The organism is Pseudomonas sp. MWU349 (assembly GCF_017947325.1).
GTDB classification, from domain to species: domain Bacteria; phylum Pseudomonadota; class Gammaproteobacteria; order Pseudomonadales; family Pseudomonadaceae; genus Aquipseudomonas; species Aquipseudomonas protegens.
On record NZ_JAFEVP010000002.1, the window covers coordinates 319805 to 345128 of the forward strand.

A 25324-nucleotide genomic window follows, 5' to 3' on the forward strand; every position below is an offset into this window, starting at 1 on the left:
AGGGAAATTCGCATGCTCAAGCTCCAGCACAGCCTACTGATCGCCATCGCCGCCGGCCTCGCCGCCTGCGGCGAAACCTCCAGCCTGCAGGTGTCCGACGGCACCGGCCCCAACCCCAAGCTGCCGGAACCCAACCCGACGCTGATCCCCACGGTCAACATCGCCCCCGCCATCGGCTGGCCGCAAGGTGCAAAACCCCAGGCCGCGGCCGGCACCCAGGTCAACGCCTTCGCCGAGAACCTCGACCATCCGCGCTGGCTCTACGTCCTGCCCAATGGCGACGTGCTGGTGGCGGAAACCAACGCCCCGCCCAAACCGGACGACAGCCAGGGCATTCGCGGCTGGATCGCCGGCAAGGTCATGGGCCGTGCCGGGGCGGCCGTGCCCAGCGCCAACCGCATCACCCTGCTAAGGGACCAGGATCACGATGGCGTGGCGGAGACCCGCACAGTGTTTCTGGAGAACCTCAATTCGCCCTTTGGCATGACCCTGGTGGGCAATGACCTGTATGTGGCCGATACCGACAAACTGCTGCGCTTTCCCTACCAGAGCGGCGACACCCAGATCAGCGCAGCCGCCACCAAGGTGGTCGACCTGCCTGGCGGCACTCTCAACCATCACTGGACCAAGAACGTCATCGCCAGCAAGGACGGCAGCAAGCTCTACGTCACCGTGGGCTCCAACAGCAACGTCGGCGAAAACGGCCTGGACAAGGAGCAAGGGCGGGCGGCGATCTGGGAGGTGGACCGTCAAAGCGGCCAGCACCGGCTGTTCGCCACCGGTCTGCGCAACCCCAATGGCCTAGCCTGGGAGCCGGCCAGCGGCGCGCTCTGGACCGCAGTCAACGAGCGAGACGAAATCGGCAGCGACCTGGTGCCGGACTACATCACCTCGGTCAAGGATGGTGCGTTCTATGGCTGGCCTTTCAGCTACTACGGGCAACATGTGGATGTACGGGTCAAGCCGCAGAACCTCGACCTGGTGGCCAAGGCCATCGCCCCGGACTACGCGGTAGGCCCGCACACCGCGTCGCTGGGGCTGACCTTCGCCGACGGCAGCAAGCTCCCCGCCCCCTTCACCGAAGGCGCGTTTATCGGCCAGCACGGCTCCTGGAACCGCAAGCCCCATAGCGGCTACAAGGTGATTTTCGTGCCATTCAGCGCCGGCAAGCCCAATGGAGCGCCGATCGATGTGCTTAGCGGCTTTCTCAATGCCGACGAGAAAGCCATGGGACGCCCTGTCGGAGTGGTGATCGACCAGCAAGGCGGGTTATTGGTGGCCGACGATGTCGGCAACAAGATCTGGCGAGTGTCCGCCGCCAAAGCCCCCTAGGCTCAACGCTTGCGGCACAGCGTCAGACCATCTCCCAGCGGCAGCAGCGACAGATCGATACGCGAGTCATCCTTCAAGGCGCGATTGAGCGCCTGGATGGCTCGGGTATCCTCGCTCAGGGGATCGGTCTCCAGCACGCGCCCGCTCCACAGGGTGTTATCGAACACCAGCAGCCCGCCAACGCGCAGCAGGTCCAGCGCGGCCTCCAGGTAGGCCGGGTAGTTGGCCTTGTCGGCATCGATGAAGATCAGGTCGAAACAGCCAAGCTGCCCCGCTCGCTCCAGGCCGGCCAGGGTATCCAGGGCCGGGGCCAGGCGCAGCTCGATGCGCTGCCCCACCCCCGCCTCCTGCCAGTAGCGCAGGGCCGTAGCGTTGTAGTCGCCGGGAATGTCGCAGCAGATCAGAGAACCGTCTTCAGGCAACGCCTGGGCCATGCACAGGGCGCTGTAGCCGGTGAAGGTGCCGACCTCCAGCACGCGGCGGGCGCCGGTCAGCTTCACCAGCAACGCGAGGAACTGGCCCTGCTCGGGCGCCACCTGCCAACGAGCGGTAGGCAATGCCTGGGTTTCATCCCGCAGACGACGCAGCAGGGGCGTTTCACGCAGGGAAACGTCCAGCAGGTAATGGTAGAGGGCATCATCAAGGTTCAGCGTCCGAGCGGTCACAGGCACCTCGACCAAAGAGGATTAAGGATTGCGCGCCAGGTGTTCTGGCTGCAGGACGCGCTTGGCGCTCAGGTAGGCCTTCTGCCAATAAGCCTTGGACAGGCTGTCGAGCTTCACCGTGCCGCCAGTGGCCGGCGCATGCACGAAACGCCCTTCACCCACGTAGATGCCCGCATGGCTGACCTGGGAGCCGCCATTGGTGGCGAAGAAGATCAGGTCGCCGGTCTGCAGCGCGTTCTTGCCCACGTCCGGCGCTTGCATGCCGATCATTTCCCGGGTTGAACGCGGCAGGGAAATACCCGCCGCATCGCGGTAGACGTAACCGATCAGGCCACTGCAGTCGAAACCGGAATCCGGGGTGTTGCCGCCCCAGCGATAAGGCGTGCCCACCAACCCAAGGGCGCGGAACAGTACGTCTTCGGCAACCGGAGAGAAGGTTTGGGAGGAGTTGAACACCGGAGCACGCACCACAGGCGCAGGCGGCGGGGTACGGCTGGCACAGGCGCTGAGCAGCGCTGCGAGGGCAATGAGAGCGAAACGGGCTGAGGTCGACATAAGCTGAACAATCCTGATCGGGATGCGGCTTTCTCTGCCGTGGCACTGAAAACAAAACCGCGTAAGCAGGGCTTACGCGGTTAGTTTCAACAATAGATCAGGATTCTAGCGCCTACACGCCAAACTTCAAGTAAGACTTTAACTTCGCCCTACAAATAGTCCGCTTATTTACGTGCAGTGACCACAGTTGGAGCCATGGCGAGTGCGCGCTTGGCTTCGATGAAGGTCTTGCTCCAGTAGCTGTCACCCAGGCTGTCGACCCGCACGCCGCCACTGCGACGGCTGCTGGAGTGGATGAATTGGTCATCGCCCAGGTAGATACCTGCGTGGCTGACGCGCCCACGGCCGTTGGTGCTGAAGAACAGCAGATCACCCGGCTTGAGATTGTTGCGCGCTACCAGAGGCGCTTTTACGTTGATCATTTCGCGAGTGGAACGCGGCAGGTTCATGCCCGCCTCTTCACGAAACAGATAACCGATGAAACCGCTGCAATCGAAGCCGGCTTCCGAGGTACCGCCGAAACGGTAACGGGTACCGATCAGGGACATGCCGCGCTCGAGGATGCTGTCAGCCAGAACTGGCAACTGGTAAGGCTTGCTGTCAGAGAACTCTGCCAGTTCCTTTTCAGTTGCCAGCTCTTCCTGATAAACAGCGGAAGACTGATTTTTGACGGAGACTTGAGCCTGCTGGACAGGTTGCTGCTGGGACACCGGAGTGTGGGAGGCGCAACCAAACAACAGGGTGACGAGTGCGAGAGGCACGAGGGGTGCGAAGCGATTTAGCATGGGCACGACCGTGGCTTGAAATAATAGAAGACGCGACTATGCCTTCTATCGCCCTCATTTGCAAATTCAATCGATCAGAATGTGACTTATGAGTTTCTTCCGTACATCTAAGGCTTTAAGCCCATTTTAAGTCCACCCGCCTCTGGAAACCCTTCCAAAGGTGCGTTTTCTGGCGCCTGGAATATGCCGAAGGTCGCTCCAGAAAGCCCTGGAAGCCTTGTCTTTACCAGCCCAGGGTCTCTTTCAGAAAAGGGATGGTCAGCTTGCGCTGGGCCTGCAACGAAGCCTGGTCGAGGCGCTCGAGAAGCTCGAATAGGGCACTCATGCTGCGGGTACCGCGGGTCAGGATGAAATGCCCGACCTCGTCGGTCAGATGCAGCCCCCGGCGGGATGCCCTTAGCTGCAAGGCACGCAATTTGTCTTCGTCGGAGAGCGGGCGCATCTGAAAGATCAGCGCCAGGGTCAGACGGGACTTCAAATCCGCCAGCTTCACCGGCAACTCGCGAGGCGAGGTCGAGGCCGCGATCAACAGGCGCCGACCACTATCGCGCAAGCGGTTGAACAGATGAAACAGCGCTTCTTCCCAATCCGCCTTGCCAGCCACTGCCTGCAGGTCATCCAGGCAAACCAGCTCGTACTGTTCCAGATTGTCGAGAATCTCGATACCGCGATCCAGAAGCTCCGCCAGCGGCAGATACACCGCCGGCTCCCCCAACTGCTCGAAACGCAGGCACGCGGCCTGCAGCAAGTGCGTGCGGCCCACGCCATCCTTGCCCCAGAGGTAGATCAGGCTTTCAGTCCAACCGGCGTCGGCTTCGCAGAGGCGCTCGACGTAGCCGAGTGCTGCGGCATTGGCGCCTGGGTAGTAGTTGATGAAGGTGGCGTCATCACGCAGACGCACACCTAGGGGCAGCTGAATCGGTTTCATGCTGACTGAACAGTTCCAAACGAACCGTTAGTGGCCTCTGTGTAAAGTTTGCAAAGTTTATACCCGTGACGCCGAGCGCACAATGCAGCAGACCACAAGCAAAATCAAAGGTTTGCGACAGCCAAACGCAATCGAAGGGCGTTCCTTGACAGCTACCGTGACAGCCGGCAAAGCGCCGCCAACCGTCACGAAGGCCCGCGCGCCCCTTTACAACTCGGGGTCTTCAGCACCGCTGTAGAGATCCGAATCCTTGTACAGATCATGCACATGGCGCACCAGCACCATGATCACCGCTGCCACCGGCAGCGCCAGCAGCACTCCGGTAAAACCGAACAGTTCGCCGCCGGCAAGAATGGCAAAGATCACCGCCACCGGGTGCAGGCCGATGCGATCGCCCACCAGCAAAGGCGTCAACACCATGCCCTCAAGGGCTTGCCCCACCATGAATACCGCGACAATGCCGATCATCGGGTACAGGTCGCCACCGAACTGGAACAGCCCGGCAATCAGCGCCGCACCAATGCCGATGACAAATCCCATGTACGGCACGATTGCCGCCAGACCGGCAATCAGACCGATCAACAGCCCCAGCTCCAGCCCCACCAGCATCAGGCCCGCGGCGTAGATCACCCCGAGAGCCAGCATCACCAGCAATTGCCCACGAACAAAGGCCCCCAGCACTTCATGGCACTCCCCGGCCAGGGACACCACCTGCTCTTCGCGGCTGCGTGGCAACAGGCTGCGGATCTTGGCCATCATCAAGTCCCAGTCCCGCAGCAGATAGAAGCTGACCACCGGGATCAGCACCAGATTGGCCAGCCAGCCAATCAGCGCCAGGCCCGAAGCCGTTGCCTGGCTCAGCACCACGCCGACGATATCGGTGGTCTGGCCCATGTGCTCGCTGATGGCCGCCTTGACCTTGTCGAACTTCCAGAAGCCGTCCGCCAGGCCGAGCTTGGACTGCACCCAGGGCATGGCGCTGTGCTGGACCCAATCGAGCATCTGCGGCGCCAGCTCATAGAGCCGCACCAACTGCTTGGCCAGCATGGGCACCAGCACCAGCAGCAGGGTCATGACGATCAGGGTGAACAGGGCGAATACCGCCACCACGCCCCAGGTCCGCGACAACCCCCATTGCTCCAGCCGGTCCACCAGCGGATCGAACAGGTACGCCAGCAACAGCGCCACCAGGAACGGACTGAGGATCGGGTGCAGCAGGTAGACGAAGCCACAGGCCAGGAGCACGACACCCAACCAGACCCAACGACGCGTATCAGCCATATACCTCTCCAGCTTCTATATAGAAGGAAACAACCTGCTACCAACGAAAACGCAGTTGGGCCTGCGGCGCCAGCGGGGCGGCCCCTTCAGCGCCTTGTACAGGCGCTTGCGGCGCAGGCGCTTCACCCGCCGGAATCTCTTGCAGCTTGGCCAGCGACAGTTGTGCCCGCAGCTGCTCCGCACTGCCGTTGACGCGGTAGACGATCCGATCACCGTCAACGCTCTGCAACTGCGCACCAAAAGGCTCCAGCAAGTGCCCAAGGGCCGCGTAATGCTCCAGGTTCATGCCCTGCACTTCCAGCAACTGCTCGCTGGAAGCACCAGGACGAGTGACAAAACGGGGCGCCAGACGCTGGCTCACCGCCAGCAACACTCCATCGGCCAAGGCCGCGGTATCGGCGCCCTGGACAGTGCCCTGCTCCTTCTGATCGCCCAGCCACAGCCGCCACTTGGCCTGCCATTGGCCGCCCTCTTCCCGGGCATGTACCGCCAGCAACGCATCAGCACCGTAACGCTCGGAGGCTTCACGCAGCGGCGCCGGATCGGAACCTTCAAGATTCGGCGCCGTGGCGACGATCTGCTCGTTCAGATCCCCCAGCGGCAGGCGCAGGGGCAAGCCACGATGTTGAGCCGCACGCCGCAAGGGCGCCGCGCTGGCCTGGCCATCACCCACCAGGCTCGAGCCTTCGGTGGAATCACTCAGCCACCAGCCGATGATCGACGGCCGATTGCTGCCCCAGAGCGATAGCCCGGCCTGACGCAGGGCGCGATCGGTAGTGACCGGATCGAAATCCACCTGCAGGCTTTCCGGCGGGCCGGCGTCGTAGCCGTACTGACTGATGATCTGTTGCGGGTCCTTGCGGATCGCCGCCAGCCCTGGCCCCTGGGCGGCCTTGGCGTCGCCAGTGAGGCGCAGCACCAGGGTTTCCAGAGCACGTTGCGTGGCCTGGTCGCGCTCTTCGGGCGACTGGCTACTCACAGGCTCACGCACTTGATACAGGCCATTGAGGGTTTCGGCATGACTCGCCAGGCTGACCAATGACAAACAGCCCACAAACAGAAATTTACCCAGACGCATGGAAGATTCCCGACGACAGAAAACGATTGAAACAGCGCACTTGAACCGCGGCGAGCAAGGCTGTGACCACAAGCCTGGGCAAAACATTCACCCGGCGCCCGATAGTTTTCGCGCTGCCATAACGATAGCCACTTGAGCGCTATACCTTATACAGGCATGGGCAGGAGCACCAACACGACCAATCGCGGTTTTTTTAACAGGATATGCCTCTCCCCGTCGGCCCGAGGATGGCCGCTGCCCCTCAAGCCTGATAAAATCGCGCGCCTTCGCAGACCGGCATCAGCTGGGCACCCTGAAACACTTTTCCTGTGTTTCCGGCAGTCTCACTGGTTCGGTCGATACCCCTGAATCCCCCCTAAAGGCCTGGATCATGAGCAAGCAACCCTCCCTGAGCTACAAAGACGCCGGTGTAGACATCGACGCCGGTGAAGCATTGGTCGAACGCATCAAGAGCGTCGCCAAGCGCACTGCGCGCCCGGAAGTCATGGGCGGCCTGGGCGGTTTCGGCGCCCTCTGCGAAATCCCGGCCGGCTACAAGCAACCGGTGCTGGTCTCCGGCACTGACGGCGTCGGCACCAAGCTGCGCCTGGCCCTGAACCTGAACAAGCACGACAGCATCGGCATCGACCTGGTGGCCATGTGCGTCAACGACCTGGTGGTCTGCGGCGCCGAACCGCTGTTCTTCCTCGACTACTACGCCACCGGCAAGCTCAACGTCGATACCGCAGCCCAAGTGGTAACCGGCATCGGCGCTGGCTGCGAGCTGTCCGGCTGCTCCCTGGTGGGCGGCGAAACCGCTGAAATGCCCGGCATGTACGAAGGCGAAGACTATGACCTGGCCGGCTTCTGCGTAGGCGTGGTGGAAAAGGCCGAGATCATCGACGGCTCGAAAGTTGCCGCCGGCGATGCCCTGCTGGCCCTGCCCTCCTCCGGCCCGCACTCCAACGGCTACTCGCTGATCCGCAAGATCATCGAAGTCTCCGGTGCCGACATCGAAAGCATCCAGCTGGACGGCAAACCACTGAGCGACCTGCTGATGGCGCCGACCCGCATCTACGTCAAGCCACTGCTGAAGCTGATCAAGGACACCGGCGCGGTCAAGGCCATGGCCCACATCACCGGTGGCGGCCTGCTGGACAACATCCCGCGTGTGCTGCCAAAAGGCGCCCAGGCCGTGGTCGACGTGGCGAGCTGGCAGCGCCCGGCGGTCTTCGACTGGCTGCAGGAAAAAGGCAACGTCGACGAGCACGAAATGCACCGCGTGCTGAACTGCGGCGTGGGCATGGTCATCTGCGTGGCCCAGGATCAGGTCGAGAACGCCCTGAAGGTCCTGCGCGAAGCGGGCGAGCAGCCATGGGTCATCGGCCAGATCGCCACCGCAGCCGAAGGCGCGGCCCAGGTCGAGCTGAAGAACCTCAAGGCTCACTGATGCAAGAGCGGATGTCGCCGACCTGTGATGTTGTGGTGCTGTTATCCGGCACCGGCAGTAACCTGCAAGCCTTGATCGACAGCGTGCACACCGGCGACAGCCCGGTGCGCATCGCCGCCGTGATCTCCAACCGCGCTGACGCCTATGGCCTGCAGCGCGCCAAGGAAGCGGGTATCGCTACCCGCTTCCTCGATCACACCACCTTCGAAGGCCGGGAGGCTTTCGATCAGGGGCTGATCGAACTGATCGATGCCTTCCAACCCAAACTGGTGGTCCTGGCCGGATTCATGCGCATTCTCAGCGCCGGATTCGTCCGCCACTACCAGGGCCGGCTGCTGAATATCCACCCCTCGCTGCTCCCGAAATACAAAGGGTTACACACTCATCAGCGGGCGCTGGAGGCCGGAGATACTGAGCATGGCTGCAGCGTGCACTTCGTCACCGAGGAACTCGATGGCGGCCCTCTGGTCGTACAGGCTGTGATCCCGGTAGAGTTGCACGACTCGCCGCAGAGCCTGGCGCAGCGAGTACACGTCCAGGAACACCGGATTTACCCCATGGCCGTACGCTGGTTTGCCGAAGGTCGGCTGACGCTCGGCGATCAGGGTGCTTTACTGGATGGTCAATTACTGGCCGCCAGCGGCTATTTGATTCGAACCTAGGAGATTTTATGCGTCGCGCCCTGCTCTTCGCTTGCGCTCTGTTCGCCCTGCCGGCTGTACAGGCGGCAGACCTTCACCCGTTCTCCGCCAGCTACACCGCCGACTGGAAGCAACTGCCCATGAGCGGCACGGCTGAACGCAGCCTGGAAAAAACCGCCAATGGTGCGTGGAAACTCAGCTTCAAGGCATCGATGATGATCGCCAGCCTGAGCGAGGAAAGCACCCTGACCCTGGACAAGGACACCCTGGTGCCCCAGTCCTATCGCTTCGAGCGTGGTGGCCTGGGCAAAGCCAAGAAAGCCGACCTGGATTTCGACTGGAAAGCCAAGATGGTCACCGGCACCGACCGTGGTGATGCGGTCAAGCTGCCGCTGAACACCGGCATGGTGGACAAGTCCACCTACCAGCTGGCCCTGCAGCACGATGTGGCAGCCGGCAAGAAGACCATGAGCTATCAAGTGGTCGATGGTGGTGAAGTCGACACCTATGACTTCCGTGTCCTGGGCTCGGAGAAGGTTGACACCAAGGCTGGCCAGATCGATGCGATCAAGGTCGAGCGCGTTCGCGACCCGACACAGAGCAAACGCATCACCGTGATGTGGTTCGCCAAGGACTGGGATTACCTGCTGGTGCGCCTGCAACAGGTGGAAACCGACGGCAAGGAGTACAACATCATGCTCCTCAACGGCACCGTTGACGGCAAGACGGTCAAGGGCAGCTGAGCCGCAGCAGTCTCGAAGCCTCGCGAAAGCGGGGCTTTTTTTTGCCCGGGATATGGCTCCTCGCCCGCGCAATACGCCCCCGGCACAAGCCCTCGAAGATGAAACTTTTGTCATGAAGCGGTGCGCCCTGCGGCGAAATGTCACGGTTTACACGGGCCGCAGGATTGTCTTCGATTCTGCAAAGGTTTGTTGCAGCACCAGGCAATTTACTTAGCAAACTAACAAAATATATAACGGAGTCCTGCACACGCCTTGCTGCAGATCAACAGAGATTGGAGCTAGCAGATGACTGTAAAAGTAACTGAACGCGACGATTCACATATGTCCCATGAAGGCGTAGCCGCGGGTGTACGGATCTGGGATGTACATCAACAAGACATGCTGGTGGGCATGTTCCACTCCGAGAGCGACGCCCACAGCTACAAGGCTGAATTGGAAAAACTCGAGCAGAACCGCGCGCCCCAGAGCTCCTGACTCGACCTCAGTGCCGGAGTGCCGGGATCTCCACGCGGATCAACGGCCTCCCCCACAAACGACAAACCCCGCCATGAGCGGGGTTTGTCGTTATCCAAGGCTTACCACATCAGATCGTCGGGGATCTGGTAGGCCGCGTACGGATCATCTTCATCCGGCGCCTCGGTAGGCGTATTGAGCTGCACGATACGGCGCGGGTCGCGCTCCTGGATCTTCAGCGCGGCTTCCCGCGGAATCACCTCGTAGCCGCCGCCATGGTGGACGATGGCCAGGGAGCCGCTGCTCAGCTTGTTACGCATCAGGGTATTGACCGACAGGCGCTTGACCTTCTTGTCGTCGACGAAGTTGTAGTAGTCCTCGGTGTTCAGCTTGGGCAGCCGCGACACTTCGATCAGTTGCTTGACCTGCGCCGCGCGGGCTTTCTGCTCGGCCTTTTCTTGCTGCTGACGGTTGAGCTCCTGATCGCGCTTGACCTTCTCGGCCATGGCTTCCTGGGCCGCACGCTGCTGGGAGTCATCGAGTTCGATCTGGCCTTTGTGGGCCAGGCGCTGCTGCTTCTGCTTGTCTTTGCTGACCTGCTTGGCCTGCTTTTGGTTGACCAGCCCTGCTTTGAGCAACTGGTCGCGAAGGGAAAGGCTCATGGTGCTTACTCACTTAGGCAACGGCCTCAGCCGCAGCTGGGCAAATTCTTTTCCTGACGTTTGGCTTCGCCCCACAGGGCATCCAACTCTTCGAGGGTGCAATCTTCCATGGGACGGGCAGTATCGCGCAATGCCTGCTCGATAAATCGGAAGCGCCGGTCGAACTTGGCATTGGCACCGCGCAGGGCGGTTTCCGGGTCGACCTTGAGGTGCCGGGCCAGGTTGACCACGACAAACAGCAAGTCGCCGATTTCATCGGTGATCGCCGCCGCATCATTGTCGGCCATGGCTTGCAGCACTTCATCCAGTTCTTCACGAACCTTGTCCACCACCGGCAGGGCTTCGGGCCAGTCGAAACCGACCTGGGCCGCACGCTTTTGCAACTTGGCGGCGCGGGACAAGGCCGGCAAGGCCACCGGCACATCATCGAGCAGGGACAACTGCTGGGGAGCCTCGGACTTCTCCGCGCGCTCCTCGGCCTTGATCTGCTCCCAGCGCTCCTTGACCTGGTCTTCATCGAGCCGCGGGATGTCCAGCGGCGCATACAGGTCCCCGGTGGGAAATACATGGGGATGCCGGCGGATCAGCTTGCGCGTGATGCCGTCCACCACCGCGTCGAACTCGAAACGCCCCTCCTCCCGGGCCAGCTGGCTGTAGTACACCACCTGGAACAGCAGGTCCCCCAGCTCGCCCTGCAAGTGGTCGAAGTCGCCGCGCTCGATGGCGTCGGCCACTTCATAGGCCTCTTCCAGGGTATGGGGGACGATGCTGGCGTAGTTCTGCTTGATGTCCCACGGGCAGCCGTACTGCGGGTCGCGCAGACGCGCCATGAGGTGAAGCAGGTCTTCAAGGCTGTACATCAGTTCATCCATTTCTTACAGGCATCAGGGGGTCCGGTTGCGCCGGGTCTCGATGATGTTAGGCAACTGGGAAATGCGCCCCAACAGGCGACCCAACGCGTCCAGCCCCGGGATCTCGATAGTCAGGGACATCAACGCGGTGTTGTCCTCCTTGTTCGAGCGGGTGTTGACCGCCAGCACGTTGATCCGCTCGTTGAGCAGCACCTGGGACACATCACGCAGCAGGCCGGAACGGTCGTAGGCGCGGATGATGATATCCACCGGATAGGTCAGCACCGGCACCGGCCCCCAGCTGACCTGGATGATCCGCTCCGGCTCGCGCCCGGCCAGTTGCAGCACCGAGGCGCAGTCCTGGCGGTGAATGCTCACGCCGCGGCCCTGGGTGATGTAGCCGACGATCGCATCCCCTGGCAATGGCTGGCAGCAGCCGGCCATCTGGGTCATCAGGTTGCCCACGCCCTGGATCTGGATGTCGCCACGCTTGCCCGGCTTGTAGCCGGCAGCCTTGCGTGGAATCAACTCCAGTTGCTCGTTGCCGCGCTCCGGCTCCACCAGTTGCTGGGCCAGGTTGACCAGTTGCGCCAGGCGCAGGTCGCCCGCGCCCAGGGCGGCGAACATGTCCTCGGCGATCTTCATGTTGGCTTTCTCGGCCAACTTGTCGAAATCCACCTGTGGCAGGCCGAGTCGGCTCAGTTCGCGCTCCAGCAGGGTCTTGCCAGCGGCGACGTTCTGATCGCGGGCCTGGAGCTTGAACCAGTGGACGATCTTCGCCCGTGCCCGGGAGGTGGTGACGTAGCCCAGGTTCGGGTTCAGCCAGTCGCGGCTCGGCGTACCGTGCTTGCTGGTGATGATCTCCACCTGCTCGCCGGTCTGCAGGCTGTAGTTGAGCGGCACGATACGCCCGTTGATCTTCGCGCCCCGGCAGTTGTGGCCGATCTCGGTGTGCACCCGGTAGGCGAAATCCAGCGGCGTGGCGCCTTTGGGCAGGTCGATGGCATGACCGTCGGGGGTGAAGATGTACACCCGGTCCGGTTCGATATCCACCCGCAGCTGTTCGGCCAGACCGCCGATATCCCCCAGTTCCTCGTGCCATTCGAGCACCTGGCGCAACCAGGAGATTTTCTCTTCGTAATGGTTGGAGCCGGACTTGACGTCGGTGCCCTTGTACTTCCAGTGCGCGCAAACCCCCAGCTCCGCCTCTTCGTGCATGGCGTGGGTACGGATCTGCACTTCCAGCACCTTGCCCTCAGGGCCGATCACCGCCGTGTGCAACGAGCGGTAGCCGTTCTCCTTGGGGTTGGCGATGTAGTCGTCGAACTCTTTGGGGATGTGCCGCCACAGGGTATGCACGATGCCCAGCGCGGTGTAGCAATCGCGCATTTCCGGCACCAGCACCCGCACCGCGCGCACGTCGTAGATCTGGCTGAATTCCAGGCCCTTGCGCTGCATTTTGCGCCAGATGGAATAGATGTGCTTGGCCCGCCCACTGATGTCGGCGTTGACCCCGGTGGCCTTCAGTTCGTTCTGCAGCTGGTTCATCACGTCGCTGATGAAACGCTCGCGATCCAGGCGCCGCTCATGCAGCAGCTTGGCGATCTGCTTGTACTGCTCGGGCTCCAGGTAACGGAAGGACAGGTCTTCCAGCTCCCACTTGATATGCCCGATACCCAGGCGGTGAGCCAGGGGTGCGTAGATGTCGAAGACTTCCCGGGCAACCCGGTTGCGCTTTTCTTCGTCGGCGCTTTTTACCGCTCGAATCGCACAGGTACGCTCGGCCAGCTTGATCAGTGCGACCCGCACGTCATCTACCATGGCCACCAGCATCTTGCGCAGGTTTTCCACCTGGGCCTGGGTGCCCAGCACCAGGGACTGGCGGGGGCTGAGGCTGGCGGTAATGGCCGCCATGCGCAGCACGCCATCGATCAGCTTGGTGACCACCGGACCAAACCGCTGGCTGACCGCCGGCAACTGGATCTGGCCCTCGCGAACACCCCGGTAGAGCACCGCGGCAACCAGGGAGTCCTGATCCAGCTTGAGATCGGCGAGGATCTCGGCGATCTCCAGGCCCGTGCTGAAACTCGACACGTCCTCGGGGCTGAGATTCTTCGTTGCTATGTGCTGCAGTTCCGCCTCGCGGGCGAACTCGCAGGCTTCTTTCAAGGCTTCACGGTCCAGTGCCATGTCGACGCTGACCGTATGATCGAGCCATGCCTCGAGATTGATACTGCCGTCGGTGTTGATCGGCTGGTGCGCTCTCACCTGTACCATCTTGCTTTACCTTCCCTACGACGCACATTCAATGCGTCAAATCGCTGACCTTCAACGCTCGGGGGCGGCTCGCAGGGCCAGCGCGCCACTCCCGAAAGACCAGTCGGATTAGACAAGCCATCCTAGCTCGCTTCGAATAACGCCATGGCCTCGACATGCGCCGTCTGAGGAAACATATCGAGAATCCCGGCACGTTTTAATCTATAGCCCTGCTTGATCAGTTCGACCGTGTCACGAGCCAAAGTTGCCGGATTGCATGACACGTACACCAACCGCTTGGCACCCAGGGTCGCCAACTGGCGGACCACCTCGAAAGCACCGTCGCGGGGTGGGTCCAAGAGTACCGCAGAAAAGCCTGCATCGGCCCACTCGGCAGCGCTCAGAGGTTGGGATAAATCGGCTTGAAAAAAGCGCGTGTTATGCAAATTGTTGCTGGCGGCATTCTCCGCAGCGCGCGCCACCATGGTCGCCACGCCCTCCACTGCCACCACTTCCCGCACCTGTCGGGCCAACGGCAAGGCAAAGTTGCCCAGGCCGCAAAACAGGTCCAGCACCCGCTCATCAGCTTGCGGCGCCAGCCACTCCAGGGCCTGGGCCACCATCGCTTCGTTGACCCCGGCATTGACCTGGACAAAATCCCCCGGCCGATAGGCCAGGTGCAGGTCCCAGGACTCCAGGCGATAGCCCAGGGCCAGGGAAGGATCGAACGGCTGCGGCTCACCTTCACCCTGCAACCACAGCTGCGCCTGATGGAAATCGCAGAAATCCTTGAGGATTCCCAGATCAGCCTCGGATAACGGTGCCATGTGCCGCAACAGCACCGCCAGGGACGAACCACTGAACAACTCGACATGGCCCAGCGCCTGGGGCTTGCTCAAGCGCCGCAGCATCGCCGGCAGGCGGCTCATGATCGGTTGCAAGGGCTGTACCAGCACCGGACAGTCATCGATGGCGACGATGTCCTGGCTGCCGGCGGCACGGAAGCCCACTTCAAACTGCCGGGCCTTGGCATCCCAGCGCACCGCTACCCGGGCCCGGCGCCGATAAGCGAATTCCGGACCGCTCAGGGGGGCTGCCCAGGCTTCGGGCTCGACGCCCGCGACCTTGGACAACTGCTCGGCGAGCATGCGCTGTTTCAGGGCAAGCTGTTCGCCATGGGGCAAGTGCTGGACGCTACAGCCGCCGCAACGCCCGGCATGGGCACAGGCTGCCGGACGGCGCAGGTCGCTGGCGCTGAAGATCCGCTCGGTACGGGCTTCCACCACTTTGCCGTGGCTGCCCAGTACCCGCGCCTCGATCTCTTCACCGGCCAGGGCGCCATTGACGAACCAGGTGCGCCCATCAAGGAAGGCAATGCCGCGCCCGTCATTGGCCAGGCGCTGGATGCTCAAGCGCTGTTTCTTGCCCACCGGAATCTGCGGCGCCCGGCTGCCGCCCGCTGGCTGGAAGCGCAGGCCTCTGTCGTGCTTAGCCATTAATTGGGCGCATCGAAAATGCCGGTCGACAGGTAACGATCGCCACGGTCGCAGATGATCGCGACCATGACCGCGTTTTCCACTTCCCGGGACAGGCGCAGCATCGCTGCCACCGCACCGCCGGAAGAGACGCCACAGAAGATCCCTTCTTCACGGGCCAGGCGCCGAGTCACGTCTTCGGCCTCGCTCTGGGCCATGTCGACGATCCGGTCGACCCGACTGGCCTGGTAGATCTTCGGCAGGTATTGCTCGGGCCAGCGGCGAATGCCGGGAATGGCCGAGCCTTCCATCGGCTGCAGACCGACGATCTGCACCGCCGGGTTCTGCTCCTTCAGGTAACGCGAGGTACCCATGATGGTGCCGGTGGTGCCCATCGAGCTGATGAAGTGGGTAATGCTGCCCTGGGTCTGGCGCCAGATTTCCGGGCCGGTGCCGCTGTAGTGGGCCTCAGGGTTGTCGCCGTTGGCGAACTGGTCGAGCACCTTGCCACGGCCTTCGGCCTGCATCCGCTCGGCCAGATCGCGGGCGCCTTCCATGCCCTGCTCCTGGCTGACCAGAATCAGCTCGGCGCCGTAGGCGGTCATGGCCGCCTTGCGCTCGGCGCTGGAGTTGTCGGGCATGATCAGGATCATCTTGTAGCCCTTGATCGCTGCAGCCATGGCCAGGGCGATGCCAGTATTGCCCGAGGTCGCTTCGATCAGGGTATCGCCGGCCTGGATCTGCCCGCGCAACTCGGCGCGGGTGATCATCGACAGTGCCGGACGGTCCTTGACCGAACCCGCCGGGTTGTTGCCCTCGAGCTTTAGCAGCAGGGTATTGCTCGTGGCGCCGGGCAGGCGCTGCAGGCGTACCAGGGGGGTGTTGCCGACGCAATCGGCGATGGTTGGGTACTGCAAGGTCATGGCGTATTCGCAATCCAGACTGCGGGGGCGCCTATCATACCGGCAAACGACCGAGCGCCATATCACGCAAAGTGCGAGCCTTATGGCTTATTGGAATAAGGCAACCCAAGGCAAGGCTCAGGCCGCCAGCAGGCGCACATGGATGCGCAGGCCATGGGCCAGGTTCTGCGCCCACAGCTGCCCCCCCTGGCGCTCTACGGCATTACGGGCGATGCTCAGGCCCAGGCCGAAACCGCCATCCCCCGGCCGTGAACCATCCAGACGAGTGAAGGGCGCGAAGATCCTTTCCAGATCCTCTTCAGCCACCCCCGGCCCTTCGTCATCCAGCCACAGGTGCCAGTACTTGCCGTCGCGCTCGCCTCCGAGGCTCACCCGTGCTCCGGCCGGTGAATGCCGAATAGCGTTGCGCAGGATGTTTTCCAGGGCCTGGGCCAGGGTGTTGAGGTGCCCGCGAACCCAGCAATCGGCCTCCAGCTCGCAACGCAGCCGCTGTGCGGACCAGCCACTCTCGAAGCAGGCATTCTCGCTGAGCATCTCCCACAACGCCTGGACCTGGATCTGCTCTTGCGGCAGTGGCGCCCGTTCGGTGTCCAGCCAGGCCAGTTGCAGGCTGTCCTCCACCAAGCGCTGCATGCCGTCGACCTCCCGCCCCAAGCGTTCGCGCAACGCGGCAAGATCACGCTCGCCATCGCAGGCCACGCGCAGGCGGCTCAGGGGGGTGCGCAACTCGTGGGACAGGTCCCGCAACAACTGCTGCTGCACCGCCACGGTACTCTGCAGACGTTCGGACATCTGATCGAACGCCCGTCCCAGTTCGCCCAGCTCGTCCCGCCGCTGGGTGGTTTCGCTGGACAGCCGCACGTTCAACTGCTCCGCCCGCCAGGCGTTGGCCTGCTCGCGCAACTGGTTCAGCGGCACCACCAGCAAGCGATACAGGCCGACACACAGCAACAAGGTGAACAGCCCCGGAATCACCCCATTGGTGATCACCTGCCAGAACACCCGGTAGCGCCCTGGCATGAAGCGTTGTGGCAACTCGATCACCAGGCTGCCCAGGGACGGGTCCTCGGGAAAGGGTACTTTCAACCACGGCAGGCCCCGGGCATGTCGGCTCACCGGCCAGTCGGCGCCGCGCAGGAACGTCAGGCGCTGGGCCTCCGCCGGCGTCAACGGGTAGCTGCTCAGGGATTGCAGGTCACTGCCAATCACGCCGATCCAGGTTTTCTCGCGGCTGGCGATCTGCTGGATCCAGGCATCGACACCGGCACTCTGGCCACCCTTCCAGGCCTGCTCGGCCTCGCGGGCGTAGCTGCCCAAGGTGGCTCTGGCCTCATCGGAGAGGTAGAGGTTCTTCTGCTCCACATAACGCCCCCAGGACCAGCTCAGCCAGATCATCAACAGGCAGAAAGCTACCAAGAGGCACGCCAGCTTCCAGAACAGCGAATGCCGCCCCGGCAGATCAGGCCAGTTCATCTAAGGCGCTCAGCACATAACCCTTGCCCCACACGGTTCGCAGCTCACGCTCGCTGTAGCCCAGCGCCTTGAGCTTGCGGCGGATCTGGCTGACATGCATGTCCAGGCTGCGGTCGTGGGCCGCATAACCGCGTTGCAGTACATGCTGATAAAGGAAGGCCTTGCTCAACACCTCGTCGCCATTGCGGTACAGGGTATCCAGCAGGCGATATTCACTGCGGGTCAGGCCGGCCCATTGCTCGGCAAAGAACACGTCGCTGCGCTCATCGTCGAAGCGCAGGCTCTGGGCCAGGTTGACGGGGACCGGCGGCGTCGGTCGCCGGTCCAGGGCGACCCGGCGCAGGATGGCCTCGATGCGCACACGCAGCTCGGCCATGCTGAATGGCTTGGGCAGGTAATCGTCGGCCCCCAGGCGGAAACCGCTGATTCGGTCGGCTTCCGCCCCCAGGGCGGACATCAGCAGCACCGGCGTGGAATGGCTCTGGCGAAAGTGCGTGAGCACTTCCAGGCCATCCATTCCGGGCAACAGGATATCCAGCAGCACCACATCGAAAGGTCGGCGCCGAGCAATGCCCAGCCCCTCCTGGCCGTTCTGGCACCAGGTCACGACAAAGCCACAGCGCTCCAGTTGCTCGCGCACATAGGCACCCAGCACCGGGTCATCTTCAATGGTCAGAATACGTGGCGGCTCAACAGATACGGGAGTCATTGACTTCTGCAAGTGATTCTCAGTTGAGCGATTATTCAAGATTGCCCGGATCGCGGCAACCAGTGCCTTGGTCGCAGCCCGGTTTCAGGCATTTCAGGCGACGGCCGCCCTGGCGCAATTTGCCAAGATCAGCCCCCGGCAAATCGTTACACTGCGCAGGTGGCGCATCACGGACGTGCCCGTAGACCTTTCAAAACAGCGTGGAAGCAGGAGAGTTGCGTGCTCAAGAAACTGGGAATCAAAGGCCGCGTACTGTTGCTGACCTTGTTGCCAACCAGCCTGATGGCGTTGGTGCTGGGCGGCTACTTCACCTGGATGCAGCTCTCGGACCTGCAGACCCAGCTCCTGCAGCGCGGCGAGATGATCGCGGAACAACTGGCCTCCCTGGTGGCCCCGGCCATGGGCAACCACAACACCCAGATGCTCGAGCGCATTGCCACCCAGGCCTTGGAACAGCAAGACGTGCGCGCCGTATCGCTCCTTGCCCCGGATCGCAGCCTGCTGGCCCACGCCGGCCCCAGCATGCTCAACCCGCCTCCCGCGGGTAACAGCAGCCACATGATGCAACGCTCCGGCAGCGACGCGACCCGCTATCAACTGCCGGTCTTCGGCCGGCACCGCAACCTGGCCGGCGACCTGATTCCCGATGAGTCCGACCGCCTGCTGGGCTGGGTGGAACTGGAGCTGTCCCACAGTGGCATGCTGCTGCGCGGCTACCGCAGCCTGTTCGCCAGCCTTCTGTTGATTGCCGCCGGACTGGCCGGCACCGCCCTACTGGCAGTGCGCATGGGCCGCACCATCAACAACCCGCTGACCCAGATCAAGCAGGCCGTGGCGCAGCTCAAGGACGGCAACCTGGAAACCCGCCTGCCACCCCTGGGCAGCCAGGAACTGGATGAGCTGGCCTCGGGCATCAACCGCATGGCCAGTACTCTGCAGAATGCCCAGGAAGAACTGCAGCACAGCATCGACCAGGCCACCGAAGACGTGCGCCAAAACCTGGAAACCATCGAGATCCAGAACATCGAGCTGGACCTGGCGCGCAAGGAAGCCCTGGAGGCCAGCCGGATCAAGTCGGAATTTCTGGCCAACATGAGCCATGAAATCCGTACACCGCTCAACGGCATTCTCGGCTTCACCCACCTGTTGCAGAAAAGCGAGCTGACACCACGCCAGCTGGACTACCTGGGCACCATCGAGAAATCCGCCGACAGCCTGTTGGGCATCATCAACGAGATCCTCGACTTCTCGAAAATCGAAGCCGGCAAACTGGTGCTCGATAGCATCCCGTTCAACCTGCGGGACTTGCTGCAAGACACCCTGACCATTCTCGCCCCGGCCGCCCACGCCAAGCAGCTGGAACTGGTGAGCCTGGTCTATCGCGATACGCCGCTGTCGCTGGTGGGCGACCCGCTGCGGCTCAAGCAGATTCTTACCAACCTGGTGAGCAACGCCATCAAGTTCACCCGCGAAGGCACCATCGTCGCCCGGGCCATGCTGGAAGAAGAACACGAAGACAGCGTGCAACTGCGCATCAGCATCCAGGACACCGGTATCGGCCTGTCGAACCAGGATGTGCGCGCCCTGTTCCAGGCCTTCAGCCAGGCTGACAACTCACTGTCGCGACAACCCGGCGGCACGGGGCTTGGGCTGGTGATTTCCAAGCGCCTGATCGAACAGATGGGCGGCGAGATCGGTGTCGACAGCACCCCGGGCGAAGGTTCGGAGTTCTGGATCAGCCTCAACCTGCCGAAAACCCGCGACGACGCCGAGGACCTGCCCGGCCCACCGCTGCTGGGGCGGCGCGTGGCGGTACTGGAAAACCACGAGCTGGCGCGCCAGGCCTTGCAGCACCAGTTGGAGGACTGCGGCCTGGAGGTGACCCCGTTCAATACCCTGGAAGCCCTGACCAACGGCATTACCGGCGTACACCAGAGCGAGCAGGCCATCGACCTGGCGGTGTTGGGCATCACCACCAACGACATGTCACCGGAACGCCTGAGCCAGCATATCTGGGACCTCGAACACCTGGGCTGCAAGGTCCTGGTACTGTGCCCGACCACCGAACAGACACTGTTCCATCTGTCGGTGCCCAACCCTCACAGCCAGTTGCAGGCCAAGCCCGCGTGCACCCGCAAGCTGCGCCGTGCCCTGTCCGACCTGGTGACCCCGCGCCGAGCTCGCAGCGAACCGGAAGAGACCCTTTCCAGCCGCGCGCCGCGAGTGCTGTGTGTCGATGACAACCCGGCCAACCTGCTGCTGATCCAAACCTTACTGGAGGACATGGGCGCCAAGGTGCTGGCGGTGGACAACGGCTACGCCGCGCTGAACGCGATCCAGACCGAACCCTTCGACCTGGTAATGATGGACGTGCAGATGCCCGGCATGGATGGCAGGCAGAGTACCGAGGCGATCCGCCAGTGGGAAAGCGAGCGACACGGTACGCCGCTGCCCATCGTCGCCCTTACCGCCCATGCCATGGCCAACGAGAAACGCGCCCTGCTGCAAAGCGGCATGGACGACTACCTGACCAAACCCATCAGTGAACGCCAACTGGCCCAAGTGGTGCTGAAATGGACCGGCCTGGCCCTGCGCAACCAGGGCCCGGAACGGGCCAGCGAGCGCCCGGAACTGGGGCTGGAACTGCAGGTACTGGATCAGGATGAAGGCCTGCGCCTGGCCGCCGGCAAGGCCGATCTCGCGGCGGACATGCTGGCCATGTTGCTGGCTTCTCTGGAAGCCGACCGCGAAGCCATCAAGGCAGCGCGGGCCGCCAACGACCAGAACGCCCTGATCGAACGGGTCCACCGCCTGCACGGCGCCACCCGCTACTGCGGCGTGCCGCAATTGCGCGCCGCCTGCCAGCGCAGCGAGACCCTGCTCAAGCAGGAAGATGCCAAAGCCTTTGCCGCCCTGGATGAACTGGACCACGCCATCGGCCGCCTGGCTGCCGAAGCGCGGACCAACGCCTGACCCAGGGCAAGACCTGTCCGGCGCCCAGCCCCCATGCTGGGCGCCCCGAACAAAGATGCAGCCATGCGTACGATTCTTTTCAGCAGCCAGAACTACGACCGCGAGAGTTTTCTCGACGCTCAACTGCCAGCAGGCATCGAACTGCAATTCCAGGCCGCACGCCTGAGCCTGGATACCGCCGCCCTGGCTGAACGCCATGAAGTGGTCTGTGCCTTTATCAACGACGACCTCAGTGCCCCGGTACTGGAACAACTGGCTGCCGGTGGCACTCGCCTGATCGCTCTGCGCTCGGCCGGCTACAACCACGTCGACCTGCCCGCGGCCCAGCGCCTGGGGCTGGATGTGGTGCGGGTCCCGGCCTATTCCCCCCATGCGGTCGCCGAACATGCCGTGGCCCTGATCCTGGCGCTCAACCGCCGCCTGCACCGGGCCTACAACCGGACCCGCGAAGGCGACTTCACCCTGCACGGCCTGACCGGCTTCGACCTGGTGGGCAAGACCGTGGGCATTGTCGGCACCGGCCAGATCGGCGCCACCTTCGCCCGGATCATGGCCGGCTTCGGCTGCCAACTGCTGGCGTACGATCCCTTCCCCAATCCCGCCGTAGAAGCCCTCGGTGCCCGTTACCTGGACCTGCCCGAGCTGCTGGCCCAATCTCAGATCATCAGCCTGCACTGTCCGCTGACCGAGGCCAGCCGTTACCTGATCAACCAGCAGAGCCTGGCCCACATGCAACCGGGAGCAATGCTGATCAACACCGGGCGCGGCGGCCTGGTGGACACCCCGGCGCTGATCGAGGCGCTCAAGAGTGGCCAACTGGGCTACCTGGGGCTGGATGTCTATGAAGAAGAGGCGCAACTGTTCTTCGAGGACCGCTCCGATCTCCCCCTGCAGGATGACGTGCTGGCGAGGCTGCTGACCTTTCCCAACGTGATAGTCACTGCGCACCAGGCGTTCCTGACCCGCGAAGCCCTGGCGGCCATCGCCGAGACCACCCTGCACAACATCGCCAGCTGGGCAGCTGGCCAGCCGCAGAACCGCGTCCCCGGCTGAAATCCGCGCCACGGGCTGATCGAAGGTCACCTGGCCGCAACCTGCGCCGCAGGGGCCCGTGCTAGCATACGCGGCAGATTTGGAGGACCCATGGTCGAACACGATTTCCGCTACAACCTGATGAACCCGCAACACACCCTGATCGAATGCCGAGCCCTGGTGCCCGGCCGCTATCAAGTCACCGGCAACGGTGGCTCGATCCGTACCGACGACGTGCTTCTGGTCACCCTCAAGGGCAGCAAGGACCTCTCCATGCGCCTGACCGTGGACACCGTACGCCACTTGATCAATCCGGTCGGCCAGTGGGTCGCCGTGGCGCGTGGCCCGGTATTCGGCGAACTGGCGATCCACCAGTGGCAGGTCAATTGCGACAGCTGCGACGCCACCCTGGACTTCGAGTTCGCAGTGGATGCCAAGCTGGGCAGCAAGGCCCAGAAGCCTGCCGCCAGCGCGCGCATTGCCGAGCTCGGCTGGCGTAGCGAGGGTGAGCATCACCGCTGCCCGAAATGCCAGCAGGCCGGCCAATGAAACGCCTGATGCTGGCTGCGGCGCTGGGGGCCGGCCTGCTGGGCTGCGCCGCCGAACCGCTGAAACTGCAGCAGGACCGCAGTTACGTCCTGGAATGGATTGGCGAGCGTCCGCTGATCGATTACAGCCACCTGACCATCACCCTCGGCGAAGACGGTCGGGCCTATGGCAATGGCGGCTGCAACCACTGGTTCGCGCCCTACACCCTGGACGGCGAAAAACTCAGCTTCGGCAAGGTCGGCAGTACCCGCAAACTCTGTGCGCCGGCGTTGATGGAGCAGGAGCGGCGCTTCCTTCAGGCTCTGGAAACCGTGGAGCGCTGGGACATCTCGCCGATCGAACAGGTACGTTTCTGGCCTGCCGAGGGCAAGCCGTTGCGCTGGTGGCTGGAAGAAGGCTGATAGGGCTGTAGCCGCCGCCGAGCCCGCGAAGCTGCGATATAGGGCACCTGGAATCTCCAGCGAGTTTCAGGCCCCTGCGTCCCTTCGGGACGTTCGCAGCCTGCGGCAGCGGCGACAAATCCTCGATCCATCAATGCCCGCGCAAGGCCTGCAGTTTCGCCAGTACGCCCGCGGCGGTCTGCTCGCCCATCATCTGCTCACGAACCTTGCCCTTGTCGTCGATGATGTAGGTCACCGGCAGCGCCTCGCTGCGTGGCAGATCGAAGAGCTCCGCAGGGTTCTGCGCCAGCACGGTGAACTTGATCCCCAGCTTCTCGCTGGCACTCTTCAGCTCTTGCCCCTGCACATTGTCGAAGTTGACCCCCATCACCGATGCCGACTGCCCCTTGAGCTGCTCGTTCAGGGCATTGAGTTCCGGGATCTCGGTGCGGCAAGGCCCGCACCACTCGGCCCAGTAGTTGAGCACCAGCCACTGCTTGTCGATACGCTCGGCGGCGACTTTCTGGCCATACTGGTCGACCCCGTAGTCATTGCCACAGCCGCCCAGCAGCAGGGTTGTGATGATCGCCAATGCCGCCGCCAATTGCCTTGCCATGCGCTGTTTCCTGTCTTGAAAGATGTCTTGAAAAATAACTGCGGCCCCAGGGTCGCTGCGACCTAACGACTCCCAAGGTTCAGGAGTGCCCGTCGCGCAGGTAGAATAGCCGCCACCTTACGCAAGATGCGACCCGCACATGACCGATCTGACGCTTTATCACAACCCGCGCTGCTCGAAATCCCGCGGTGCGCTGGAACTTCTGGAACAACGCGGCCTGGCCCCGACCGTGGTCCGCTACCTGGAAACCCCACTGGATGCCGCCCAGTTGCGCAGCCTTCTGGCCAAGCTCGGCCTCAGCGCGCGCCAGCTATTGCGCACCGGCGAGGACGAGTACAAGACCCTCAACCTGGCCGACCCGAGCCTCAGCGAAGAGCAACTGATCGCCGCCATTGCCCAGCACCCGAAACTCATGGAGCGGCCGATTCTCCAAGCTGGCGAAAAGGCCATCATTGGCCGGCCGCCGGAGAATGTGCTGGAGATCCTGCCTTGAGCGCGCCCTATATCCTGGTCCTGTACTACAGCCGCAACGGCTCGACCAACGAGATGGCCCGGCAGATCGCCCGCGGCATCGAGCAGGCCGGCCTGGAGGCTCGCCTGCGCACTGTCCCGGCGATCTCCGCGCAATGCGAGGCAGTCACCCCGGACATCCCCGACAGCGGCGCCCTGTACGCCAGCCTCGACGATCTGAAGCACTGCTCAGGCCTGGCCCTGGGCAGCCCTACCCGCTTCGGCAACATGGCAGCGCCGCTGAAGTATTTTCTCGACGGTACCAGCAACCTCTGGCTGACCGGTGCCCTGGTGGGCAAGCCTGCCGGCGTGTTCACCTCGACTGCCAGCCTGCATGGCGGCCAGGAAGCCACTCTGCTATCGATGATGCTGCCGTTGCTGCATCACGGCATGCTGATCACCGGCCTGCCCTACAGCGAGTCGGCTCTGCTGGAAACCCGCGGTGGCGGCACCCCGTATGGCGCCAGTCACCATGCCGGAGCAGATGGCAAGAGCCCACTGGATGAACACGAGATTGCACTGTGCCGGGCCCTGGGCCTGCGCCTGGCGAAAACCGCCCTGCGACTGGAGAACGGCCGTGGCTAAGAAGCCGAAGATCCTGCCCCCGGTGGAATGGCTGGAGCCCCGGGTCCGCCTGATGCGAATCCTCAGCCTGCTCTGCTTCTTCGGCCTGGTGGGTCTGCTTTGCGGGTATTACCTGTTGGTGGCCGATCTGCACGGTGCCCGCCCCTGGGTCATCCTGCTGATCGAGCTGGTGCCCCTGCTGCTGATGGCCCCCGGCATGCTCAGCGGCAGTGCCCGTGGCCATTCGTGGATGTGCTTCGTGGTCAACCTGTACTTCATCAAGGGCGCCCTGGCGGCCTACGACCCAAACCGCCAACTGTTCGGCCTGCTGGAGATGTTCGCCAGCCTGGCCGTGTTCACGTCGGCGCTGCTTTACGTGCGCTGGCGCTTCCAGCTCAATCGCCGGCTCGCGGGTGAAGGCGCCAGCCCGGCCTGAGTTCGCCCCAGGTTCCCCGGGCCCC

26 protein-coding genes are annotated in these 25324 nt (G+C 63.1%); 12 read left to right on the forward strand and 14 right to left on the reverse strand.

The window, feature by feature from the left end:
- The first annotated feature begins 12 nt into the window (after positions 1-12).
- Positions 13-1332, forward strand: coding sequence for a sorbosone dehydrogenase family protein (locus tag KCG88_RS08625; RefSeq protein WP_047288457.1), 1320 nt, complete (start codon positions 13-15; stop codon positions 1330-1332).
- A gap of 2 nt (positions 1333-1334) precedes the next feature.
- Here the strand turns inward: KCG88_RS08625 and KCG88_RS08630 are convergent, their stop codons facing one another.
- The 6 genes from KCG88_RS08630 to KCG88_RS08655 all read right to left on the reverse strand — a co-directional run bounded on the left by KCG88_RS08630 (position 1335) and on the right by KCG88_RS08655 (position 6624).
- On the reverse strand, positions 1335-1997 hold the full coding sequence (locus KCG88_RS08630; RefSeq protein WP_210712231.1) for a class I SAM-dependent methyltransferase: 663 nt from the start codon (positions 1995-1997) through the stop codon (positions 1335-1337).
- Between the two features lie 21 nt (positions 1998-2018).
- Positions 2019-2552, reverse strand: coding sequence for a C40 family peptidase (locus tag KCG88_RS08635; RefSeq protein WP_011062699.1), 534 nt, complete (start codon positions 2550-2552; stop codon positions 2019-2021).
- A gap of 164 nt (positions 2553-2716) precedes the next feature.
- The gene (locus KCG88_RS08640; protein WP_015636644.1) at positions 2717-3337 is read right to left on the reverse strand and encodes an NlpC/P60 family protein; all 621 of its coding nucleotides are present in this window, start codon (positions 3335-3337) and stop codon (positions 2717-2719) included.
- A 223-nt stretch (positions 3338-3560) separates the two neighbouring features.
- A complete protein-coding gene (gene hda / locus KCG88_RS08645; RefSeq protein ID WP_007898944.1) occupies positions 3561-4265 on the reverse strand; it encodes a DnaA regulatory inactivator Hda in 705 nt (234 codons plus the stop codon).
- Between the two features lie 207 nt (positions 4266-4472).
- Positions 4473-5546 (reverse strand): AI-2E family transporter, encoded by a 1074-nt coding sequence (locus KCG88_RS08650; RefSeq protein WP_011062701.1) that lies wholly within the window; start codon positions 5544-5546, stop codon positions 4473-4475.
- 37 nt (positions 5547-5583) lie between these two features.
- Positions 5584-6624: a DUF2066 domain-containing protein gene (locus KCG88_RS08655; RefSeq protein WP_210712232.1), complete on the reverse strand. Its 1041-nt coding sequence runs from the start codon at positions 6622-6624 to the stop codon at positions 5584-5586.
- Between the two features lie 370 nt (positions 6625-6994).
- Between KCG88_RS08655 and purM the strand changes: the two genes are divergently transcribed.
- From purM to KCG88_RS08675, 4 genes are all read left to right on the forward strand, one after another.
- Positions 6995-8053 (forward strand): phosphoribosylformylglycinamidine cyclo-ligase, encoded by a 1059-nt coding sequence (gene purM, locus KCG88_RS08660; RefSeq protein ID WP_210712233.1) that lies wholly within the window; start codon positions 6995-6997, stop codon positions 8051-8053.
- An 11-nt stretch (positions 8054-8064) separates the two neighbouring features.
- On the forward strand, positions 8065-8715 hold the full coding sequence (gene purN / locus KCG88_RS08665; RefSeq protein ID WP_047289020.1) for a phosphoribosylglycinamide formyltransferase: 651 nt from the start codon (positions 8065-8067) through the stop codon (positions 8713-8715).
- 8 nt (positions 8716-8723) lie between these two features.
- Complete coding sequence (locus tag KCG88_RS08670; protein WP_011062705.1) at positions 8724-9437, forward strand: DUF3108 domain-containing protein; 714 nt, start codon at positions 8724-8726, stop codon at positions 9435-9437.
- A gap of 285 nt (positions 9438-9722) precedes the next feature.
- Positions 9723-9911 carry a hypothetical protein gene (locus KCG88_RS08675; RefSeq protein WP_011062706.1) on the forward strand — a complete coding sequence of 63 codons (189 nt, stop codon included), beginning with the start codon at positions 9723-9725 and terminating at the stop codon, positions 9909-9911.
- A 101-nt stretch (positions 9912-10012) separates the two neighbouring features.
- Here the strand turns inward: KCG88_RS08675 and KCG88_RS08680 are convergent, their stop codons facing one another.
- From KCG88_RS08680 to KCG88_RS08710, 7 genes are all read right to left on the reverse strand, one after another.
- Positions 10013-10552, reverse strand: coding sequence for a DUF2058 domain-containing protein (locus KCG88_RS08680; protein ID WP_011062707.1), 540 nt, complete (start codon positions 10550-10552; stop codon positions 10013-10015).
- 26 nt (positions 10553-10578) lie between these two features.
- Entirely contained in the window at positions 10579-11412 is an 834-nt protein-coding gene (gene mazG, locus KCG88_RS08685) for a nucleoside triphosphate pyrophosphohydrolase (protein ID WP_210712234.1), read from the reverse strand.
- A 24-nt stretch (positions 11413-11436) separates the two neighbouring features.
- Positions 11437-13680 (reverse strand): GTP diphosphokinase, encoded by a 2244-nt coding sequence (gene relA, locus KCG88_RS08690; RefSeq protein WP_011062709.1) that lies wholly within the window; start codon positions 13678-13680, stop codon positions 11437-11439.
- Between the two features lie 122 nt (positions 13681-13802).
- Entirely contained in the window at positions 13803-15155 is a 1353-nt protein-coding gene (gene rlmD / locus KCG88_RS08695; RefSeq protein WP_210712235.1) for a 23S rRNA (uracil(1939)-C(5))-methyltransferase RlmD, read from the reverse strand.
- On the reverse strand, positions 15155-16057 hold the full coding sequence (gene cysM, locus KCG88_RS08700; protein WP_047337548.1) for a cysteine synthase CysM: 903 nt from the start codon (positions 16055-16057) through the stop codon (positions 15155-15157). Before cysM ends, rlmD begins: the two co-directional genes overlap by 1 nt.
- Before the next feature lie 117 nt (positions 16058-16174).
- On the reverse strand, positions 16175-17530 hold the full coding sequence (locus KCG88_RS08705) for a sensor histidine kinase (protein ID WP_047288469.1): 1356 nt from the start codon (positions 17528-17530) through the stop codon (positions 16175-16177).
- Entirely contained in the window at positions 17517-18239 is a 723-nt protein-coding gene (locus KCG88_RS08710) for a response regulator transcription factor (RefSeq protein WP_047288471.1), read from the reverse strand. Before KCG88_RS08710 ends, KCG88_RS08705 begins: the two co-directional genes overlap by 14 nt.
- A gap of 219 nt (positions 18240-18458) precedes the next feature.
- On the opposite strand from KCG88_RS08710, the gene KCG88_RS08715 reads away from it, so the two are divergent.
- The 4 genes from KCG88_RS08715 (at position 18459) to KCG88_RS08730 (ending at position 23194) form a co-directional block, all read left to right on the forward strand.
- Positions 18459-21212: a response regulator gene (locus tag KCG88_RS08715; RefSeq protein WP_047288473.1), complete on the forward strand. Its 2754-nt coding sequence runs from the start codon at positions 18459-18461 to the stop codon at positions 21210-21212.
- A 63-nt stretch (positions 21213-21275) separates the two neighbouring features.
- Positions 21276-22265, forward strand: a complete 990-nt coding sequence (locus KCG88_RS08720; RefSeq protein ID WP_210712236.1) for a 2-hydroxyacid dehydrogenase — start codon at positions 21276-21278, stop codon at positions 22263-22265.
- 90 nt (positions 22266-22355) lie between these two features.
- The gene (locus tag KCG88_RS08725; protein WP_011062716.1) at positions 22356-22793 is read left to right on the forward strand and encodes a hypothetical protein; all 438 of its coding nucleotides are present in this window, start codon (positions 22356-22358) and stop codon (positions 22791-22793) included.
- Positions 22790-23194, forward strand: a complete 405-nt coding sequence (locus KCG88_RS08730) for an META domain-containing protein (protein ID WP_011062717.1) — start codon at positions 22790-22792, stop codon at positions 23192-23194. Before KCG88_RS08725 ends, KCG88_RS08730 begins: the two co-directional genes overlap by 4 nt.
- Positions 23195-23324: 130 nt before the next feature.
- On the opposite strand, the gene KCG88_RS08735 is transcribed toward KCG88_RS08730, so the two are convergent.
- Complete coding sequence (locus KCG88_RS08735; RefSeq protein WP_047288476.1) at positions 23325-23789, reverse strand: TlpA disulfide reductase family protein; 465 nt, start codon at positions 23787-23789, stop codon at positions 23325-23327.
- Positions 23790-23928: 139 nt separating this feature from the next.
- On the opposite strand from KCG88_RS08735, the gene arsC reads away from it, so the two are divergent.
- The 3 genes from arsC to KCG88_RS08750 are packed head-to-tail and all read left to right on the forward strand — an operon-like array spanning position 23929 to position 25299.
- On the forward strand, positions 23929-24282 hold the full coding sequence (gene arsC, locus KCG88_RS08740; RefSeq protein ID WP_047288478.1) for an arsenate reductase (glutaredoxin): 354 nt from the start codon (positions 23929-23931) through the stop codon (positions 24280-24282).
- Positions 24279-24884 (forward strand): NAD(P)H:quinone oxidoreductase, encoded by a 606-nt coding sequence (gene wrbA, locus KCG88_RS08745; RefSeq protein WP_047288480.1) that lies wholly within the window; start codon positions 24279-24281, stop codon positions 24882-24884. Before arsC ends, wrbA begins: the two co-directional genes overlap by 4 nt.
- On the forward strand, positions 24877-25299 hold the full coding sequence (locus tag KCG88_RS08750; protein ID WP_210712237.1) for a DUF2069 domain-containing protein: 423 nt from the start codon (positions 24877-24879) through the stop codon (positions 25297-25299). The genes wrbA and KCG88_RS08750 overlap by 8 nt, the downstream gene beginning before the upstream one ends.
- Positions 25300-25324: the final 25 nt, after the last annotated feature.